The sequence below is a fragment of the Enterobacter sp. GD03975 genome (assembly GCF_029838645.1).
In the GTDB taxonomy this organism is placed as follows: Bacteria; Pseudomonadota; Gammaproteobacteria; order Enterobacterales; family Enterobacteriaceae; genus Enterobacter; species Enterobacter quasihormaechei.
In genome coordinates this window covers 1-18,512 of the sequence record NZ_JAOBZC010000009.1, presented here as the reverse complement: position 1 = coordinate 18,512, position 18,512 = coordinate 1, and the positions used below count along the sequence as shown (strand labels likewise).

Here is an 18,512-nt window from a genome sequence, read left to right as displayed (position 1 = left end):
AAGTGTCCACGACGTGGCGCGTTGTGGGATGCCTGGTTAGCATAAGTTGAGGTAACTTTGACGTGGCAAGACGCTGCAACTAACGAAAAACAATGAGGAAGAGCTTGTGGAAAAAGCCAAACGGGTGGTCTGGCGTCTGCTGGCTGCCAGCGTATGCGTAATGGCGGTAAGCCAGGCGGTGCATGCCGATTCACTGGATGAACAACGTAACCGCTATGCCCAGATTAAACAGGCATGGGACAACAAGCAGATGGATACCGTGCAGGCGCTGATGCCGACGCTGAAGGATTATCCGCTGTATCCGTACCTTGAGTATCGCCAGATCACGGACGATCTCATGAATCAACCGACCGTCACCGTGAATAACTTCATTCAGGCAAACCCGACCCTGCCGCCTGCGCGCACCCTGAAATCCCGGTTCGTGAACGAGCTGGCCCGTCGTGAAGACTGGCGCGGCCTGCTGGCCTTCAGCCCGGATAAACCGGGTGCGACGGAAGCGCAGTGTAATTACTATTATGCGAAATGGGCGACCGGTCAGCAGGAGGAAGCCTGGGCCGGGGCGAAAGATTTGTGGTTGACGGGCAAAAGCCAGCCAAACGCCTGTGACCCGCTTTTCAGCGCCTGGCGCGCCTCGGGCAAGCAGGATCCGCTCGCTTACCTGGAACGTATTCGCCTGGCAATGAAGGCCGGAAACACCCGGCTGGTCAACGTGCTGGCGGGCCAGATGCCAGCGGATTATCAGACCATTGCGTCTGCCGTTATCGGTCTGGCAAACGATCCCAACACCGTGCTGACGTTTGCGCGTACCACCGGCGCGACCGATTTTACCCGTCAAATGGCGGCGGTGGCCTTTGCCAGCGTGGCGCGTGACGATGTGGAAAACGCGCGGCTGATGATCCCGCAGCTGGTGCAGGCTCAGCAGCTTAATGACGATCAAACCCAGGAGCTGCGCGACATTGTGGCGTGGCGACTGATGGGCACGGATGTCACCGACGAACAGGCGCGCTGGCGTGACGATGCGGTGATGCGTTCAAACTCCGTTTCGCTGGTGGAGCGCCGCGTGCGCATGGCGCTGGGCACGGGCGACCGCCGCGGCCTCAATACCTGGCTGGCGCGTCTGCCGATGGATGCCAAAGAGAAAGATGAGTGGCGTTACTGGCAGGCGGACCTGCTGCTGGAGCGTGGCCGTGAAGACGAAGCCAAAGCGATCCTCCACTCCCTGATGCAGCAGCGCGGCTTCTACCCGATGGCGGCGGCACAGCGTCTGGGCGAGGAGTACACGCTGAAGATCGACAAAGCGCCCGCCAACGCGAACCCGGCGCTGACCCAGGGGCCAGAAATGGCCCGCGTGCGCGAGCTGATGTACTGGAATCTGGATAATACCGCGCGCAGCGAGTGGGCCAATCTGGTTACCAGCCGTACCGTCGATGAGAAGGCGCAGCTTGCCCGCTACGCGTTTGATAATCGCTGGTGGGATCTGAGCGTACAGGCGACGATCGCCGGCAAGCTGTGGGATCATCTCGAGGAGCGTTTCCCGCTGGCGTACAACGATCTCTTTGAGCGCTACACCCGCGACAAAGATATCCCGCAGAGCTACGCAATGGCGATCGCACGCCAGGAGAGCGCCTGGAACCCGAAAGTGCGTTCTCCGGTGGGGGCCAGCGGCCTGATGCAGATTATGCCGGGCACCGCGACGCACACGGTGAAGATGTTTAATATCCCGGGATACAGCAGCCCGTCCCAGCTGCTGGATCCGGATACCAACATCAACATCGGTACCAGCTACTTGCAGTACGTCTATCAGCAGTTCGGTAATAACCGCATCTTCGCGTCAGCGGCGTACAACGCAGGGCCTGGGCGCGTGCGGACGTGGCTCGGCAACAGCGCAGGGCGACTCGACGCCGTGGCGTTCGTTGAAAGCATTCCGTTCTCGGAAACGCGCGGATACGTGAAGAACGTGCTGGCGTATGACGCCTACTATCGGCACTTCATGGGGGAGAAAGATGCCCTGATGAGCGATGCCGAGTGGCAGAGACGTTACTGATCGGCGTGGGTTGTGTTATGCTGTACTCGTTAATGAGTACAAGAGGCAGCATAACATGACCCAGCATTCCCCGTATTCCTCGGCCATGGCCGAACAGCGTCATCAGGAGTGGCTTCGTTTTGTGGAGCTGCTTCGACAGTCTTACGAGCAGGATTTGCACCTACCCCTCATGCAGCTGATGCTTACGCCGGACGAGCGTGAGGCGCTGGGCACGCGCGTGCGGATTATTGAAGAGCTATTACGCGGTGAGATGAGCCAGCGCGAGCTGAAAAACGAGCTGGGCGCGGGCATCGCGACGATCACCCGTGGATCGAACAGCCTGAAGTCTGCGCCGGTTGAGCTGCGCCAGTGGCTGGAAGCGGTATTGCTGAAAAACGCCGGATGACGGCTTCGCCTTATCCGGCCTAAAAACTTAACGATATATCGCGTTATGAAACGGGCTCAGCGCCAGGATCACCGCCTGGTGATAAACGCTCGAACGGGTGAGCTTGCCGGCGGTAAAGACGCCAATCGCCCCTTCTTTACGCCCAATTTCATCAATGCCGGTGTACTGTGACATCACCGGCCCGAGCGCTTCACCTGCGCGGACTTTTTCCAGAATGATCTCCGGCAGCGGCAGGGTGGCTGAGCGCGCTTCGCCGCGCTGCTCGCGGCTTTCGATAACAACCCAGCTAAAGGTTGCCCCTTCGTCGATGCCCGCTTCAATCGCGACCCAGAAGTCAGCGTCGGGTGCGGCGGCTTTTGCATTCGCCACGCGATTTCGTGCGCCAGCGCGCGTTTCCTCGCTGCCAAACGGCTGTTCCGGCACGCCACTCTCGACGCCGACGGCGTCAATATGGCAGGATCCTTCGCCGAAGATCTCGTTAAATGCCCTTAGAATTGCCTGAATTTTGGCAGGATTGGTGGTAGCAGAGACAACATGGTGCATAATTAAGCTCGATTAAAAAATTCATCGCAGTATAACGGAAAAAAAGCATGTTACAGGTATACCTTGTTCGCCACGGTGAAACGCAGTGGAACGCCGAGCGACGTATTCAAGGGCAGTCAGACAGTCCTCTCACCGACAAGGGTGTGCAACAAGCGTGGCAGGTGGCGGAGCGCGCCAGAACGCTGGGCATCACTCACGTTATCTCCAGTGATTTAGGCCGCACGCAGCAGACGGCACGCATCATCGCCGATGCCTGTGGCTGTGACGTCACCCTCGAACCGCGCCTGCGCGAGCTGGATATGGGCGTGCTGGAAAAACGTCCTATCGATACGCTGACGGAAACCGAAGAAGGCTGGCGTCGCATGCTGGTGAACGGTACCGAAGATGGTCGCATCCCGGAGGGGGAATCCATGCAGGAGCTGAGCGTGCGTATGCATGCCGCGCTGGCCGAGTGCCTGAAGCTTCCGGCAGGTAGCCGTCCGCTGCTGGTGAGTCACGGTATCGCGCTGGGTTGCCTGGTAAGCACCATTCTGGGTCTGCCGGCTTACGCCGAGCGCCGTTTGCGTCTGCGCAACTGTTCCATTTCCCGTATCGACTATCAGGAAAGCGCCTGGCTGGCATCGGGGTGGGTGGTTGAAACGGCAGGGGACATTTCGCATCTTGATGCCCCTGCACTGGACGAATTACAGCGTTAACGACGTACCGGAATCAGGAATTCCATACGCAGATTGATAGGGCCTTCTTCCGGTTTAGCATCCTGTGCCGGATAGTAGCGCTCAATGTCCTGACCTTTACGGCGATTCAGATTCAGCATCGGCATGCAGGTCCCGTAAACGGTCAGGATGAACTCCTGAACGCCCGTTCCTAACCCTTCGTATGAGAACATTACATATTCGCCGCCTTCCAGCACGACAGGCTGCGAGCCATGAATGTACCCGTTCGCCATGTCAGGCGTGAGCGCCGTGGTATAAAACACCTCCTGCTCGTCGTCTTTTTCCTGGCTTGGATGCGTTTCGTTCAGGCCATACAGAATCGGCGGGATCGCCGGCGCGTGGCTTAAAAATTCGCGCCAGAACTGAACGCGCATCTGATGGCGGAACTCGGAGATCTGCTCCAGGGAACAGGAGTAGCTCTGGGTGGTGCCGACCAGGTGCGTTTCCGGCAGGGTGATGATTTCATATTTTGGCATCGCAAATTCGCCCAGACGCAGCGGCGGACGCATACCAAAGGAGCTCCAGTCAGGCGAGCGGCGATAAAGCGCAGGCGTTAACGAGAACTGTTTCTTAAAGGCGCGGGTAAAGGTTTGCTGTGAATCGAAGCGATATTGCAGGGCAATATCGAGGATGGGTCGCGCGGTCAGGCGCAACGCAACAGCAGACTTTGATAACCGACGTGCACGAATATAGGCACCGATAGCATGACCGGTGACATCCTTGAACATCCTTTGCAGATGCCACTTGGAATAGCCTGCTTTTGCCGCCACATTATCCAGTGACAATGGCTGGTCGAGATGACCTTCCAGCCAGGTGAGCAGGTCGCGAATAATTCCAGCCTGATCCATATACTATCCTCATCCTTAAAACTGCCGCAGGTGCCTGTTTACAGGTTAGCGGATAATAGCATTTTTTGACGTTTTAGCATTCAGTGTTTTTTTTGCGCATAAATGCTTTTTGTAGGGGTTTATGTGCGGATATATTCTAATCCTGTGATCTTGCTACATTTTTAGCTAACGTGTTGAATAATCGCTCAGCGTAATTTTTTATGAATGGTAACAATATGAAATACAAGGCTTTACTCTTTACGGCGTTGGTACTCATGGCGGGAAGCGCAGCGCAGGCTGAACAGGTGGGCTCTGTGGATACCGTGTTCAAAATGTTTGGGCCGGACCACAAAATTGTGGTGGAGGCCTTTGACGATCCGGATGTTAAAAACGTCACCTGCTATGTCAGCCGGGCAAAGACGGGCGGGATTAAAGGCGGACTGGGGCTGGCTGAGGATACGTCTGACGCGGCCATTTCCTGCCAGCAGGTTGGCCCGGTTGAATTGAGCGACAAAATTAAAAACGGCAAAGCGCAGGGCGACGTCGTATTCCAGAAACGGACCTCGCTGGTGTTCAAAAAGCTACAGGTGGTGCGTTTCTACGATGCGAAACGCAACACGTTAGCTTATCTGGCTTATTCCGACAAAGTCGTGGAAGGCTCACCGAAAAACGCGATCAGCGCGGTGCCCATTATGCCGTGGCATTGATAAAAAAAAACGGCGCAAATGCGCCGTTTTTTACTGCGTGACGTGACGGATTATTCCTGTAGGTCACCGCAGAAACGATAGCCTTCACCATGGATCGTGGCGATGATTTCCGGCGTATCAGGCGTAGATTCGAAATGTTTACGAATACGACGGATGGTAACGTCAACGGTGCGATCGTGTGGCTTCAACTCACGACCGGTCATTTTCTTCAGCAGTTCTGCACGGGACTGGATCTTGCCCGGGTTTTCGCAGAAGTGCAGCATCGCGCGGAATTCACTGCGCGGCAGTTTATACTGCTCACCGTTCGGGCTAATCAGCGAACGGCTATTGATATCAAGTTCCCAGCCGTTGAATTTGTAGCTGTCGACGCTACGACGCTCTTCACTGACCGTACCCAGATTCATGGTGCGGGACAGCAGGTTGCGTGCACGAATGGTTAACTCGCGTGGGTTAAACGGCTTGGTGATGTAGTCGTCCGCGCCGATTTCCAGACCAAGAATTTTATCAACCTCGTTGTCACGGCCTGTCAGGAACATCAACGCGACGTTCGCCTGTTCACGCAACTCGCGCGCCAGAAGAAGGCCGTTTTTGCCCGGCAGGTTGATATCCATAATCACCAGGTTGATATCATTTTCAGAAAGGATCTGATGCATCTCTGCGCCATCGGTCGCTTCAAAGACATCGTAGCCTTCTGCTTCGAAAATGCTCTTTAACGTGTTGCGTGTTACCAACTCGTCTTCAACGATAAGAATGTGCGGGGTCTGCATGTTTGCTACCTAAATTGCCAACTAAATCGAAACAGGAAGTACAAAAGTCCCTGACCTGCCTGATGCATGTCGCAAATTAACATGATCGGCCTAACGTGACTAAAGTACGTAATTGCGTTCTTGATGCACTTTCCATCAACGTCAACAACATCATTAGCTTGGTCGTGGGTACTTTCCCTCTGGACCCGACAGTGTCAAAAACGGCTGTCATCCTAACCATTTTAACAGCAACATAACAGGCTAAGTGACACCGGACACCCAATAAAACTACGCTTCGTTGACATATATCAAGTTCAATTGTAGCACGTTAACAGTTTGATGAAATCATCGTAGCTGAATGCTAGCCTTTGTCACAATTTTTCAATAAACCAACTAGTTGCGGACATTGATTGATAAACGATACGAATCCAATCAGAAAAGAGTATTCATATAGTCATTATCATTACAAAACATAAGGATAATAGACTTCTGTTAACATTCTAACTGATTGTTCAGTCACAAAATAGTTTAGCTTTTTTTAATTGTTATGAAACGCTATTTCGGTGATTTGTGTTGCAAAATTGTAAATTCGTGCTGCGTAATATGTTGAAGTGAATCACATTTTTACCTGCTAACTGATTAAAAAGAGAGCATAAATGCATCTGTCGATTGTGCTGGTGGCACCAGCAAGGGCTGAAAATATTGGCGCTGCGGCGCGTGCCATGAAGACCATGGGTTTTACCGATTTGCGTATTGTAGATAGCACGGCGCATCTGGAGCCTGCCGCACGGTGGGTGGCGCACGGTTCGGGTGATATTCTCGATAATATAACCACTTACGCGACGCTCGCTGACGCCCTGCACGATATTTCGTTTACCGTCGCGACCACCGCGCGCAGCCGGGCGAAGTTTCACTATTACGCCACGCCTGCTGAACTGGTGCCCATGCTGGAAGAAAAAAGCCAGTGGCTGGAGAAAGCCGCGCTGGTGTTTGGGCGCGAAGATTCGGGGCTGACGAATGAAGAGCTGGAGCTGGCTGATGTGCTGACGGGCGCGCCGATGGTGGCAGATTATCCGTCACTTAATCTGGGCCAGGCGGTGATGGTTTACTGCTATCAATTAGCATCTTTAATGCAAATTTCTCAGCCACCGGTGACAGCAACGGATGAAAACCAGCTGGCGGCCCTGCGCGTTCGCGCTGACAAACTGCTTATGCAGCTGGGCGTGGCTGACGATCGGAAAATGGTGGACTGGTTGCAGCAGCGCCTGGGGCGTCTGGAACAGCGAGACACGGCAATGCTGCACCGATTGCTCCATGATATTGAAAAAAAATTAGCGGAGTAAAATGCTGTCATAAGTTTTTAATATGGCCGATCTCGCTGATAACTGGGGTTGCATATGGGGTAATCGGATGAAAATAAATCTGCTCGCAGCGGGACGTGAGAATGTCCCGAATTGTGATCAAAGTAAAAATTCATTGACTTAAGGTGCCCGATCCTTTAACCCTAAAAGAATAGAGCACAGACAGATAATAATGACAGAGTACACAACATCCATGAAACGCATCAGCATCACCACCATTACTACAACCACCATCATTACCACAGGTAACGATGCGGGCTGACGCGTACAGGAAAAACAGAAAAAAGCCCGCACCTGAACAGTGCGGGCTTTTTTTTCGGCTAAAGGAAATGAGGTAGAACCATGCGAGTGTTGAAGTTCGGCGGTACGTCAGTGGCAAATGCGGAGCGTTTTCTGCGCGTTGCCGATATCCTGGAAAGCAACGCCAGGCAGGGGCAGGTTGCCACCGTGCTCTCTGCCCCGGCCAAAATCACGAACCACCTGGTGGCGATGATTGAAAAAACCATTGGTGGTCAGGATGCACTTCCGAACATCAGCGACGCTGAGCGTATCTTCACCGAGCTGCTTCAGGGGCTGGCAGATGCCCAGCCGGGCTTCCCGCTGGCGCAGCTGAAAACCACCGTTGAACTCGAATTTGCCCAGATTAAACATGTCCTTCACGGTATCAGCCTGCTGGGTCAATGCCCGGACAGCATCAACGCGGCGCTGATTTGCCGGGGTGAAAAACTCTCCATCGCCATCATGGCGGGCGTGCTGGAAGCGCGCGGTCACCGCGTGACGGTCATCGACCCGGTTGAAAAACTGCTGGCGGTGGGCCACTACCTCGAATCCACCGTTGATATTGCCGAATCAACCCGCCGTATCGCCGCGAGCAAAATCCCCTCTGACCATATGATCCTGATGGCGGGCTTTACCGCCGGGAACGAGAAGGGCGAATTAGTCGTGCTGGGCCGTAACGGCTCTGACTACTCCGCTGCCGTGCTGGCCGCGTGCCTGCGCGCAGACTGCTGTGAGATTTGGACTGACGTCGACGGCGTTTATACCTGCGATCCGCGCCAGGTGCCGGACGCCAGGCTGCTGAAGTCCATGTCGTATCAGGAAGCGATGGAGCTTTCCTACTTCGGCGCCAAAGTACTTCACCCGCGCACCATCTCCCCGATTGCCCAGTTCCAGATCCCATGCCTGATTAAAAACACCGGTAACCCGCAAGCGCCGGGCACGCTGATTGGCGCCAGCGCGAATGAAGATGACCTGCCGGTGAAAGGCATTTCAAACCTGAATAACATGGCGATGTTCAGCGTCTCCGGCCCGGGTATGAAGGGGATGGTCGGCATGGCTGCACGCGTGTTTGCCGCCATGTCCCGCAACGGTATCTCGGTGGTGCTGATCACCCAGTCCTCTTCCGAATACAGCATCAGCTTCTGCGTACCGCAGGGCGATTGCCTGCGCGCCCGTCGCGCGCTGGAAGAAGAGTTCTATCTGGAGCTTAAAGAGGAGCTGCTGGAGCCGCTCTCTATTCAGGAGCGTCTGGCGGTGATCTCCGTCGTTGGCGACGGCATGCGCACCCTGCGCGGTATCTCTGCTAAATTCTTTGCCGCGCTGGCGCGTGCCAATATCAACATCGTGGCGATTGCGCAGGGCTCGTCCGAGCGTTCAATTTCAGTTGTAGTCGATAACGACGATGCGACCACCGGCGTGCGCGTGGTTCACCAGATGCTGTTCAACACCGATCAGGTCATCGAGCTGTTCCTGATTGGCGTCGGCGGCGTCGGCGGTGCGCTGCTGGAGCAGGTGAAGCGCCAGCAGGAGTGGCTTAAGAAAAAGCACATCGATCTGCGCGTCTGCGGAATTGCGAATTCGAAAGCGCTGCTCACTAACGTCCACGGTCTGAACCTGGAAAACTGGCAGGCGGAGCTGGAAGAGGCGAAAGAGCCGTTCAACCTGGGCCGCCTGATCCGCCTGGTGAAAGAGTATCATCTGCTCAACCCGGTGATCGTCGACTGTACCTCGAACCAGGCCGTGGCCGACCAGTACGCCGACTTCCTGCGCGAAGGTTTCCACGTGGTGACGCCGAACAAAAAGGCCAACACCTCGTCGATGGATTATTATCACCAGCTGCGTCTGGCGGCGAGCAAGTCGCGCCGCAAGTTCCTGTACGACACTAACGTGGGCGCGGGCCTGCCGGTCATCGAGAACCTGCAAAACCTGCTGAACGCGGGCGACGAATTGCAGCGCTTCTCCGGCATCCTCTCCGGCTCCCTGTCGTTTATCTTCGGCAAGCTGGATGAAGGGATGAGCCTCTCGGAAGCCACCCGTGCCGCGCGCGAGCTGGGCTACACCGAGCCGGATCCGCGCGACGATCTCTCCGGGATGGACGTGGCGCGCAAGCTGCTGATCCTGGTGCGCGAAACGGGCCGCGAGCTGGAGCTTTCGGATATCGTGATTGAGCCGGTGCTGCCAGCAGAATTTGATGACAGCGGCGACGTCAGCGCCTTTATGGCGAATTTACCTCAGCTTGACGATGCCTTTGCCGCTCGCGTGGCGAAAGCCCGTGATGAAGGTAAGGTATTGCGCTATGTTGGCAACATTGAAGAGGATGGCGTCTGCCGGGTGAAGATTGCCGAAGTGGATGGCAACGATCCGCTGTACAAGGTGAAAAACGGCGAGAATGCCCTGGCGTTCTACAGCCACTATTATCAGCCACTGCCGCTGGTGCTTCGCGGCTATGGCGCAGGGAATGATGTGACGGCGGCGGGCGTGTTTGCCGATCTGCTGCGTACCCTGTCATGGAAGTTAGGAGTTTAAGATGGTTAAAGTATATGCCCCGGCTTCCAGCGCCAATATGAGCGTCGGATTTGACGTGCTGGGTGCGGCGGTGACGCCGGTGGACGGTTCGCTGCTGGGCGATACGGTAACGGTTGAGGCGGCAGAGCGCTTCAGCCTGAATAACGTTGGCCGTTTCGCCAGCAAGCTGCCGCCTGAACCACGCGAGAATATCGTTTATCAGTGCTGGGAACGCTTCTGTCAGGAGATCGGCAAAAACGTGCCGGTCGCCATGACGCTGGAAAAAAGCATGCCGATTGGCTCGGGCCTGGGCTCAAGTGCGTGTTCGGTAGTCGCCGCGCTGGTGGCGATGAACGAGCACTGCGGCAAGCCGCTGAACAACAGCCGTCTGCTGGCGCTGATGGGCGAGCTGGAAGGGCGCATCTCCGGCAGTATTCACTATGATAACGTCGCACCGTGCTTCCTCGGTGGCATGCAGCTGATGATTGAAGAAAATGGCATCATCAGCCAGCAGGTGCCAGGGTTTGACGAGTGGCTGTGGGTGCTGGCCTATCCGGGCATTAAGGTCTCGACCGCTGAAGCGCGCGCGATCCTGCCGGCGCAGTATCGTCGTCAGGACTGTATCGCTCACGGGCGTCACCTGGCGGGCTTTATTCACGCCTGCTACACCCGCCAGCCGCAGCTGGCGGCGAAACTCATGAAAGACGTGATTGCCGAGCCGTACCGCACGAAGCTGCTGCCTGGCTTTAACGAGGCGCGACAGGCTTCAATGGATATCGGCGCGCAGGCATGCGGCATCTCCGGCTCCGGCCCGACGCTGTTCGCCCTGTGCGACAAACCAGACACCGCGCAGCGCGTGGCGGACTGGCTCTCTAAACACTACCTGCAAAATCAGGAAGGCTTTGTTCATATTTGCCGTCTGGACACGGCTGGCGCACGAGTACTGGGATAACGAATGAAACTCTACAACCTTAAAGATCATAACGAGCAGGTCAGCTTCGCGCAGGCGGTCACGCAGGGGCTGGGCAAAAATCAGGGGCTGTTCTTCCCGCACGACCTGCCGGAATTCCAGCTGACCGAAATCGATGAGCTGCTGAAGCAGGACTTTGTCACCCGCAGCACCAAAATTCTGTCTGCGTTTATCGGCGATGAAATCCCGCAGGAGCTGCTGGAAGAGCGCGTGCGTGCGGCGTTTGCTTTCCCGGCTCCGGTTCAGCAGGTTGAGCCGGACGTCGGCTGTCTGGAGCTGTTCCACGGCCCGACGCTGGCGTTTAAAGACTTCGGCGGCCGCTTTATGGCGCAGATGCTTACCCACATCAGCGGCGACAAACCGGTGACGATTCTGACCGCAACCTCCGGCGATACCGGTGCGGCGGTGGCCCATGCGTTCTACGGCCTGAAAAACGTCCGCGTGGTGATCCTCTATCCGAAGGGCAAAATCAGTCCGCTTCAGGAAAAACTGTTCTGCACCCTTGGGGGCAACATTGAAACCGTGGCGATCGACGGCGATTTCGATGCCTGTCAGGCGCTGGTGAAGCAGGCCTTCGACGACGAAGAGCTGAAGGTGGCGCTGGGCCTGAACTCCGCCAACTCGATCAACATCAGCCGTCTGCTGGCGCAGATCTGCTACTACTTCGAAGCGGTGGCGCAACTGCCGCAGGACGCGCGCAATCAGCTGGTGGTTTCCGTGCCAAGCGGCAACTTCGGCGACCTGACGGCGGGCCTGCTGGCGAAATCACTCGGTCTGCCGGTGAAGCGCTTTATTGCCGCCACTAACGCCAACGACACCGTACCACGCTACCTGAAAGACGGGAAATGGGCGCCGAACGCGACGCAGGCCACGCTCTCCAATGCGATGGATGTGTCACAGCCTAACAACTGGCCGCGTGTGGAAGAGCTGTTCCGCCGTAAGGTCTGGCGTCTGGGCGACCTCGGCTACGCTGCGGTGACGGATGAAACCACCAAGGCGACCATGCGTGAGCTGAAAGCCGTGGGCTATACCTCTGAGCCGCACGCGGCGATTGCTTACCGTGCGCTGCGCGACGCGCTTCAGCCGGGCGAGTATGGCCTGTTCCTCGGAACCGCTCATCCGGCGAAGTTTAAGGAGAGCGTGGAAGCGATCCTGGGTGAAACGCTGCCGCTGCCAAAAGAGCTGGCCGAGCGCGCCGATCTGCCGCTGCTGTCCCATGAGCTGCCGGCAGATTTTGCAGCACTGCGTAAGCTGATGATGACCCGAGCGTGATTCTCTTGCCCGGTGGCGGCTACGCCTTACCGGGCCTACAAGATCCACAACGACCCCAACGAACCCAATCGTAGGCCGGGTAAGCGCAGCGCCACCCGGCAACGACAGCTCCGGTCCGTAGGCCGGGTAAGGCGCAGCCGCCACCCGGCTTTTTTATGGAGAAATTAAGGAGAAAAACAGCAGGGAAAAAGCAGAAATTCCCAATAAATGCGGCCACTTAGCGTTTAGGATTGCAGAGAATAACATCCGCCGTTCCCATCACGTACTCTCCTTACATCGGCCCACGCTGGGCAAGAAGAATAAGGAGTCACCTATGTCTACACTGAAACCTGCACTCATCGCGCTCTCACTGATGCTGGTCTCTCCCATGGCGGTGCAGGCCGCTGAGATCACCCTCGTGCCTGCGGTAAAGCTGCAAATTGGCGATCGGGATAATAACGGACACTACTGGGATGGCGGCCGCTGGCGCGACCATGACTGGTGGAAAGCGCACTATGACTGGCGCGACAACCACTGGCGTCCGCACGATGAACATCGCGATCGTCACGATCGCCACCGTCATGACGATCATCTTCCGGGCCCGGACAGGAAACACCATTAACACAAACCCCGCCAGCTGGCGGGGTTGTCTTTTATTGCTCGTGACGCTTAAACACCAGCTCATTTTTGCCTGACGATGCCTCGTCGAAGAAATACCCTTCGCTGTTAAAAGCGGTGAGCTGCTCCGGCTTTGTCAGGCGGTTTTGAATGATGAAGCGGCTCATCAGACCGCGCGCTTTTTTGGCGTAGAAGCTGATCACTTTAAATTTGCCGTTCTTCTCGTCGAGGAACACCGGCTTGATAATGTCCGCATTCAGCTTTTTCGGCTTCACCGATTTGAAGTACTCATCGGAGGCCAGGTTGATCACCACGTTATCCCCTTGGGCTTGCAGCGCCGCGTTAAGCTTGTCGGTGATCACATCGCCCCAGAAGTGGTACAGATCTTTGCCTTTGGCGTTTTCCAGGCGAATACCCATCTCCAGACGATACGGCTGCATCAGATCCAGCGGGCGCAGTACGCCATACAGGCCGGACAGCATGCGCAGATGCTGCTGGGCAAAATCGAAGTCGGCTTCGCTAAACGTTTCTGCTTGCAGGCCAGTGTAGACATCACCTTTAAAGGCCAGCAGCGCCTGGCGCGCGTTGTCGGGCGTGAAGTCAGGCTGCCACTCGTGAAAACGGGTGGCGTTCAGGTCGGCGAGTTTATCGCTGATGCTCATCAGCGAGGCGATCTGCGGAGCCGACAGTTTACGCGCCTCGTGGATCAGCTGTTGCGAGTAGTCCAGCAGTTCCGGCTGGGTATAACGCTCAGTGGCGAGCGGGCTCTGGTAGTCGAGCGTTTTTGCAGGTGAAATCAGAATCAGCATATCCAGTCCTTGCAGGAAATTTAGAGCGACTTTAACAAAAAATCGCCCTGATTTGATCGATAGCTGTTATTGCCGCGGCAAATCATCCCAGGTGCCAGGGGCAATTTGTGACTCGATTTCGGGATAGCGTGTGGCGTCAAAGACGGGCGGCACGCCAAGCTTGCGCTGACGCAGATAATCCCGCGCGATCAGCGCCACAACCGGTGAAAGCAGCAAAATGGCCGTCAGGTTAGTGATGGCCATCAGCGCCATAATGACGTCCGCTATTTGCCAGACCATCGGCATGCTGAGCAGGGAGCCGACGAACACCATCCCCAGCACAGCCGCGCGAAGGACGTTGCGCGCCAGACGCGAATCGACGTTCAGGAAGACAAGGTTGTTTTCGGCATAGATATAGTTCACCGCAATGGAGCTGAAGGCAAAAAGCCCCACGACAAGGGCGACAAGACCGGCGCCCCAGCCGCCAACGAGTGAGACCAGCGCCTGTTGTACCCAATGAATGCCTGCCGTACTGCCGGATGGATGTTCAACGGCGCCGGCCAGCAGCATTATCATCGCACTGGCGGAGCAGATAACAATGGTGTCCGTGAAGACGCCAATCATCTGCACAATGCCCTGCGCGGCGGGATGCGGGGGCCAGGATGCGGCCGCGGCGGCGGCATTTGGCGTGGAGCCCATTCCCGCTTCGTTGGAGAACATCCCCCGCTGAAACCCGGCAGTGAGGGCCTGGCTAACGGTGTAACCCAGCGCGCCGGACGCCGCTTCGCGCCAGCCAAACGCGCTTTTGAAGATGGTGGCGATGACGTTCGGCACCTCGTCGATATGTATCGCGCATACCAACAGGCTGGTGGACACCCACAGCAGCGCCATCAGGGGAACCAGCCACTGCATCAGGCGGGCTACCCCTTTAAGACCGGTCACAATGGTCAGCAGGGTGAGAAGGGCAAGCGCGCCGCCCGTCAGCCACTCCGGACAATTGAAGGCAAAGCGCAGCGCGTGGGCGACGGAATTTGCCTGAACGGTGTTGAAAATCAGGCCATACGCCACCAGCAAAAAGATCGAGAACAGAACGCCCATCCAGCGCATTCCCAGCCCGCGAGCCATATACCAGGCAGGTCCGCCGCGAAACTGGCCTTTGCTGTCTTTTTCTTTATAGAGCTGGGCCAGCGAGCATTCGGCAAAGGCGGTGGCCATGCCGATAATCGCCGTTACCCACATCCAGAACACGGCGCCCGGACCGCCCGCGCCGATCGCCAGCGCAACACCGGCCAGGTTGCCGCTGCCGATGCGTGCGGCGAGGCTGGTACAGAGCGCCTGAAACGAGGTCAAACCGCCCGGCTGTGGGGTGACGCTGTTTTTCAGACTTCTGCCAAATTTGCGGATATAGCGAAACTGAATCAGCCCGCTGCGCCACGTAAACCAGATACCTGCCCCTGAAAGCAGGTAAATCATGATCGAACCCCAGAGGACTTCGTTGATAAAGAAAAAGAAATCAGGCACTAACGTCCCTCTTGTTGATGCCAAAGTGAATATGTAAGCGCTACCACTGATTGTGCATGCTGTTACTTAGCAGCCTGTTAATATTGTGAGTTTATCATACTCTGCCTAAGCGCACTGTCTGCGGTTGCGCTGCCTCTCACTCGTGTTATCATCAGGGCAGACCGGTTACATCCCCCTAACAAGTAAACCTGTCATTTTTCCGCTGCTGGCAGGCTGTCGGTAGTGTGAATTATCCAGGGAACGTTAAAAGAGAAACACTATCATGACGGATAAATTGACCTCCCTTCGTCAGTTCACCACTGTCGTCGCTGACACCGGAGATATTGCGGCTATGAAGCTGTACCAGCCGCAGGATGCTACAACCAACCCTTCTCTGATCCTTAACGCTGCGCAGATCCCTGAGTATCGCAAACTGATCGACGAAGCGGTGACCTGGGCGAAAGCGCAGAGCAATGACCGCGCGCAGCAGGTTGTGGATGCTACCGACAAACTGGCGGTGAACATCGGTCTGGAAATTCTGAAACTGGTTCCTGGCCGTATCTCAACTGAAGTTGATGCTCGCCTGTCCTACGACACCGAAGCCTCTATCGCCAAAGCAAAACGCCTGATCAAACTGTACAACGATGCGGGCATCAGCAACGACCGTATCCTGATCAAACTGGCCTCTACCTGGCAGGGCATTCGCGCCGCCGAGCAGCTGGAAAAAGAAGGGATCAACTGTAACCTGACTCTGCTATTCTCCTTCGCGCAGGCGCGTGCCTGTGCCGAAGCTGGCGTATACCTGATTTCTCCGTTCGTGGGCCGTATTCTGGACTGGTACAAAGCCAACACCGACAAGAAAGAGTACGCGGCGTCTGAAGATCCAGGCGTGATTTCCGTGACGGAAATCTACGAATACTACAAACAGCACGGCTATGAGACCGTTGTGATGGGCGCAAGCTTCCGTAACGTCGGTGAAATTATCGAGCTGGCCGGCTGTGACCGCCTGACCATCGCCCCTGCGCTGCTGAAAGAGCTGGCAGAAAGCGAAGGCGCTATCGAGCGTAAACTGTCGTACACCGGTGAAGTGAAAGCGCGCCCGGAGCGCATCACGGAATCCGAGTTCCTGTGGCAGCATAACCAGGATCCAATGGCAGTAGACAAACTGGCAGACGGTATCCGTAAGTTTGCTATCGACCAGGAAAAACTGGAAAAAATGATCGGCGACCTGCTGTAATCATTCTGCGTGACCGGGCTCCCGGTCACGCGTCTTTCCCCCCGCCTCTGTCTGAATTTTCTCTCTGCGTGTATCATTCCCATTAATCAGTACTTTTTGAATGGAATGGATATGAATACCTTACGCATCGGCTTAGTGTCGATTTCTGACCGCGCCTCCAGCGGTGTTTATCAGGATAAAGGCATCCCTGCTTTGGAAGAATGGCTGGGCAGCGCGCTGACTACCCCGTTTGAGATCCAGACTCGCCTGATCCCGGACGAGCAGCCGATCATCGAGCAGACCCTGTGCGAGCTGGTGGATGAGATGAGCTGCCACCTGGTGCTGACGACGGGCGGAACCGGCCCCGCGCGCCGCGACGTGACGCCTGACGCGACGCTCGCTATCGCCGATCGGGAAATGCCGGGCTTCGGTGAACAGATGCGCCAGATCAGTCTACACTTTGTTCCGACGGCCATTCTTTCCCGTCAGGTCGGGGTGATCCGCAAACAGGCGCTGATCCTGAACCTGCCGGGGCAGCCGAAGTCGATCAAAGAGACGCTGGAAGGCTTAAAGGCCGAGGATGGTAGCGTCATCGTCCACGGCATCTTTGCAAGTGTACCGTATTGTATACAGCTGCTTGACGGGCCGTACGTTGAAACTGACGACAACGTGGTAGCAGCATTTCGTCCGAAAAGCGCCCGCCGCGAGACAATCTCCTGAAGTTGATTAAAATGTGACATTCGCGCCAGCGGCAGTAGCGTGTAAATGGATTTACGATATAGTAATTTTTTCTTTACGATTGCTGTAAAAATAAATCCACAATACACGCACAATGGTTCGCTATGTCACATAACGCCCGACCTCTGAATCGACAGGACTACAAAACTCTCACGCTCGCTGCCTTAGGCGGCGCGCTGGAGTTTTACGACTTCATCATCTTCGTCTTCTTCGCCGCCGTCGTGGGTGCGCTGTTCTTCCCGGCGGATATTCCGGAATGGCTGCGCCAGGTGCAAACCTTCGGCATTTTTGCTGCCGGTTATCTGGCGCGTCCGCTGGGCGGCATCGTCATGGCGCACTTTGGCGATCTGGTCGGGCGCAAGAAGATGTTTACCCTCAGTATCCTGCTGATGGCCGTGCCGACGCTGGCCATTGGCCTCTTGCCGACCTATGCGTCGATGGGCATTATCGCTCCGTTATTGCTGCTGCTGATGCGCGTGCTCCAGGGCGCGGCCATTGGTGGAGAAGTGCCGGGCGCGTGGGTGTTTGTCGCCGAGCACGTCCCGGCGCGCCGCATCGGCATTGCGTGCGGAACGCTGACGGCCGGGCTAACGGTTGGCATTCTGCTTGGCTCCGTGGTGGCAACCCTCATCAATACCAGCATGACGCAGCAGGCCGTTTACGACTGGGGCTGGCGTATTCCTTTCCTGCTGGGGGGAGCGTTCGGGCTGGTGGCGATGTACCTGCGTCGCTGGTTGCAGGAGACGCCAATATTTCTGGAAATGCAGCAGCGGAAGACGCTGGCACAAGAACTGCCGGTGAAAACGGTGGTGGTGCGGCATAAAAAAGCGGTGGTGGTGTCGATGCTGCTCACCTGGCTGCTGTCTGCGGGTATCGTGGTGGTCATTTTGATGTCGCCGGTCTGGCTGCAAAAGCAGTACGGTTTTGCGCCTGCGGTAACGTTGCAGGCGAACAGCATCGCGACGATTATGCTCTGCTTTGGCTGTCTGGCCGCCGGGCTGGCGGCGGATCGTTTTGGTGCCAGCGTGACCTTTATCGTCGGCAGCCTGCTGCTGGCCGCGTCGAGCTGGGCTTTTTATCATCTGGCGGGCACCCATCCTGAACAGCTGTTCCTGCTGTACGGCATCGTTGGGCTGTGCGTGGGGGTCGTTGGCGCCGTACCGTACGTGATGGTCCGGGCCTTTCCGCCGGAGGTACGCTTCACCGGGATCTCGTTCTCTTATAACGTTTCGTATGCCATTTTCGGTGGACTAACGCCAATAGTGGTTACGGTGTTGATGGGCGTGTCGCCGCTCGCACCAGCGTGGTACGTGCTGGCGTT

Annotated in this window: 19 protein-coding genes and 1 other annotated feature; of the genes, 14 read left to right on the top strand and 5 right to left on the bottom strand. The window is 56.4% G+C overall.

What is annotated here, in order from left to right:
• Positions 1-106 precede the first annotated feature (106 nt).
• Both sltY and trpR read left to right on the top strand, forming a co-directional pair.
• Entirely contained in the window at positions 107-2,044 is a 1,938-nt protein-coding gene (sltY, locus tag N5C09_RS14880; RefSeq protein WP_131636656.1) for a murein transglycosylase, read from the top strand.
• Between the two features lie 55 nt (positions 2,045-2,099).
• Positions 2,100-2,429, top strand: coding sequence for a trp operon repressor (trpR, locus tag N5C09_RS14875; protein WP_010427104.1), 330 nt, complete (start codon positions 2,100-2,102; stop codon positions 2,427-2,429).
• A 27-nt stretch (positions 2,430-2,456) separates the two neighbouring features.
• On the opposite strand, the gene yjjX is transcribed toward trpR, so the two are convergent.
• On the bottom strand, positions 2,457-2,972 hold the full coding sequence (gene yjjX, locus N5C09_RS14870; RefSeq protein WP_279749310.1) for an inosine/xanthosine triphosphatase: 516 nt from the start codon (positions 2,970-2,972) through the stop codon (positions 2,457-2,459).
• Between the two features lie 47 nt (positions 2,973-3,019).
• On the opposite strand from yjjX, the gene gpmB reads away from it, so the two are divergent.
• Positions 3,020-3,667 (top strand): 2,3-diphosphoglycerate-dependent phosphoglycerate mutase GpmB, encoded by a 648-nt coding sequence (gene gpmB, locus N5C09_RS14865; protein ID WP_063867415.1) that lies wholly within the window; start codon positions 3,020-3,022, stop codon positions 3,665-3,667.
• Here the strand turns inward: gpmB and robA are convergent.
• Positions 3,664-4,533: an MDR efflux pump AcrAB transcriptional activator RobA gene (robA, locus tag N5C09_RS14860; protein WP_063450712.1), complete on the bottom strand. Its 870-nt coding sequence runs from the start codon at positions 4,531-4,533 to the stop codon at positions 3,664-3,666. The two genes, gpmB and robA, sit on opposite strands and share 4 nt — an antisense overlap.
• A 215-nt stretch (positions 4,534-4,748) precedes the next feature.
• On the opposite strand from robA, the gene creA reads away from it, so the two are divergent.
• Positions 4,749-5,219, top strand: coding sequence for a protein CreA (gene creA, locus N5C09_RS14855; RefSeq protein WP_063450711.1), 471 nt, complete (start codon positions 4,749-4,751; stop codon positions 5,217-5,219).
• Between the two features lie 50 nt (positions 5,220-5,269).
• Here creA and arcA read toward each other — a convergent pair whose 3' ends face one another.
• Entirely contained in the window at positions 5,270-5,986 is a 717-nt protein-coding gene (gene arcA, locus N5C09_RS14850) for a two-component system response regulator ArcA (protein WP_003856501.1), read from the bottom strand.
• A gap of 95 nt (positions 5,987-6,081) precedes the next feature.
• On the opposite strand from arcA, the gene yjjY reads away from it, so the two are divergent.
• From yjjY to N5C09_RS14815, 7 genes are all read left to right on the top strand, one after another.
• Entirely contained in the window at positions 6,082-6,222 is a 141-nt protein-coding gene (gene yjjY, locus N5C09_RS14845) for a protein YjjY (protein ID WP_001541509.1), read from the top strand.
• Positions 6,223-6,621: 399 nt separating this feature from the next.
• Positions 6,622-7,308: a tRNA/rRNA methyltransferase gene (locus N5C09_RS14840; RefSeq protein WP_063867416.1), complete on the top strand. Its 687-nt coding sequence runs from the start codon at positions 6,622-6,624 to the stop codon at positions 7,306-7,308.
• Between the two features lie 211 nt (positions 7,309-7,519).
• Positions 7,520-7,588 carry a thr operon leader peptide gene (gene thrL, locus N5C09_RS14835; protein ID WP_072039575.1) on the top strand — a complete coding sequence of 23 codons (69 nt, stop codon included), beginning with the start codon at positions 7,520-7,522 and terminating at the stop codon, positions 7,586-7,588.
• Positions 7,527-7,644: a sequence feature (Thr leader region), on the top strand. Its footprint overlaps the gene before it by 62 nt.
• 24 nt (positions 7,645-7,668) lie before the next feature.
• Entirely contained in the window at positions 7,669-10,131 is a 2,463-nt protein-coding gene (thrA, locus tag N5C09_RS14830) for a bifunctional aspartate kinase/homoserine dehydrogenase I (RefSeq protein WP_107534662.1), read from the top strand.
• 1 nt (position 10,132) lies between these two features.
• Positions 10,133-11,062: a homoserine kinase gene (gene thrB / locus N5C09_RS14825; protein ID WP_023299286.1), complete on the top strand. Its 930-nt coding sequence runs from the start codon at positions 10,133-10,135 to the stop codon at positions 11,060-11,062.
• 3 nt (positions 11,063-11,065) lie between these two features.
• Positions 11,066-12,352 (top strand): threonine synthase, encoded by a 1,287-nt coding sequence (gene thrC / locus N5C09_RS14820; RefSeq protein ID WP_063450707.1) that lies wholly within the window; start codon positions 11,066-11,068, stop codon positions 12,350-12,352.
• 313 nt (positions 12,353-12,665) lie between these two features.
• Entirely contained in the window at positions 12,666-12,953 is a 288-nt protein-coding gene (locus N5C09_RS14815; protein WP_279749309.1) for a DUF2502 domain-containing protein, read from the top strand.
• A gap of 31 nt (positions 12,954-12,984) precedes the next feature.
• Here the strand turns inward: N5C09_RS14815 and yaaA are convergent, their stop codons facing one another.
• On the bottom strand, positions 12,985-13,758 hold the full coding sequence (yaaA, locus tag N5C09_RS14810) for a peroxide stress protein YaaA (RefSeq protein WP_063867419.1): 774 nt from the start codon (positions 13,756-13,758) through the stop codon (positions 12,985-12,987).
• A 66-nt stretch (positions 13,759-13,824) separates the two neighbouring features.
• On the bottom strand, positions 13,825-15,258 hold the full coding sequence (locus tag N5C09_RS14805; RefSeq protein ID WP_279749308.1) for a sodium:alanine symporter family protein: 1,434 nt from the start codon (positions 15,256-15,258) through the stop codon (positions 13,825-13,827).
• A 262-nt stretch (positions 15,259-15,520) separates the two neighbouring features.
• Here N5C09_RS14805 and tal point away from each other — a divergent pair, with 262 nt between their 5' ends.
• The 3 genes from tal to N5C09_RS14790 all read left to right on the top strand — a co-directional run.
• A complete protein-coding gene (tal, locus tag N5C09_RS14800) occupies positions 15,521-16,474 on the top strand; it encodes a transaldolase (RefSeq protein WP_003856481.1) in 954 nt (317 codons plus the stop codon).
• Between the two features lie 111 nt (positions 16,475-16,585).
• Complete coding sequence (gene mog / locus N5C09_RS14795) at positions 16,586-17,173, top strand: molybdopterin adenylyltransferase (protein WP_063867421.1); 588 nt, start codon at positions 16,586-16,588, stop codon at positions 17,171-17,173.
• 122 nt (positions 17,174-17,295) lie between these two features.
• Positions 17,296-18,512: MFS transporter (locus N5C09_RS14790; protein ID WP_279749307.1), on the top strand; the 1,217-nt coding region annotated here is incomplete at its 3' end.

Bases quoted from the DNA above. Each gene is read 5' to 3' on its own strand.
- trpR (WP_010427104.1), top strand. From the start codon at position 2,100: ATGACCCAGCATTCCCCGTATTCCTCGGCCATGGCCGAACAGCGTCAT.
- yjjX (WP_279749310.1), bottom strand. From the start codon at position 2,972: ATGCACCATGTTGTCTCTGCTACCACCAATCCTGCCAAAATTCAGGCA.
- gpmB (WP_063867415.1), top strand. From the start codon at position 3,020: ATGTTACAGGTATACCTTGTTCGCCACGGTGAAACGCAGTGGAACGCC.
- robA (WP_063450712.1), bottom strand. From the start codon at position 4,533: ATGGATCAGGCTGGAATTATTCGCGACCTGCTCACCTGGCTGGAAGGT.
- creA (WP_063450711.1), top strand. From the start codon at position 4,749: ATGAAATACAAGGCTTTACTCTTTACGGCGTTGGTACTCATGGCGGGA.
- arcA (WP_003856501.1), bottom strand. From the start codon at position 5,986: ATGCAGACCCCGCACATTCTTATCGTTGAAGACGAGTTGGTAACACGC.
- N5C09_RS14840 (WP_063867416.1), top strand. From the start codon at position 6,622: ATGCATCTGTCGATTGTGCTGGTGGCACCAGCAAGGGCTGAAAATATT.
- thrA (WP_107534662.1), top strand. From the start codon at position 7,669: ATGCGAGTGTTGAAGTTCGGCGGTACGTCAGTGGCAAATGCGGAGCGT.
- thrB (WP_023299286.1), top strand. From the start codon at position 10,133: ATGGTTAAAGTATATGCCCCGGCTTCCAGCGCCAATATGAGCGTCGGA.
- thrC (WP_063450707.1), top strand. From the start codon at position 11,066: ATGAAACTCTACAACCTTAAAGATCATAACGAGCAGGTCAGCTTCGCG.
- N5C09_RS14815 (WP_279749309.1), top strand. From the start codon at position 12,666: ATGTCTACACTGAAACCTGCACTCATCGCGCTCTCACTGATGCTGGTC.
- yaaA (WP_063867419.1), bottom strand. From the start codon at position 13,758: ATGCTGATTCTGATTTCACCTGCAAAAACGCTCGACTACCAGAGCCCG.
- tal (WP_003856481.1), top strand. From the start codon at position 15,521: ATGACGGATAAATTGACCTCCCTTCGTCAGTTCACCACTGTCGTCGCT.
- mog (WP_063867421.1), top strand. From the start codon at position 16,586: ATGAATACCTTACGCATCGGCTTAGTGTCGATTTCTGACCGCGCCTCC.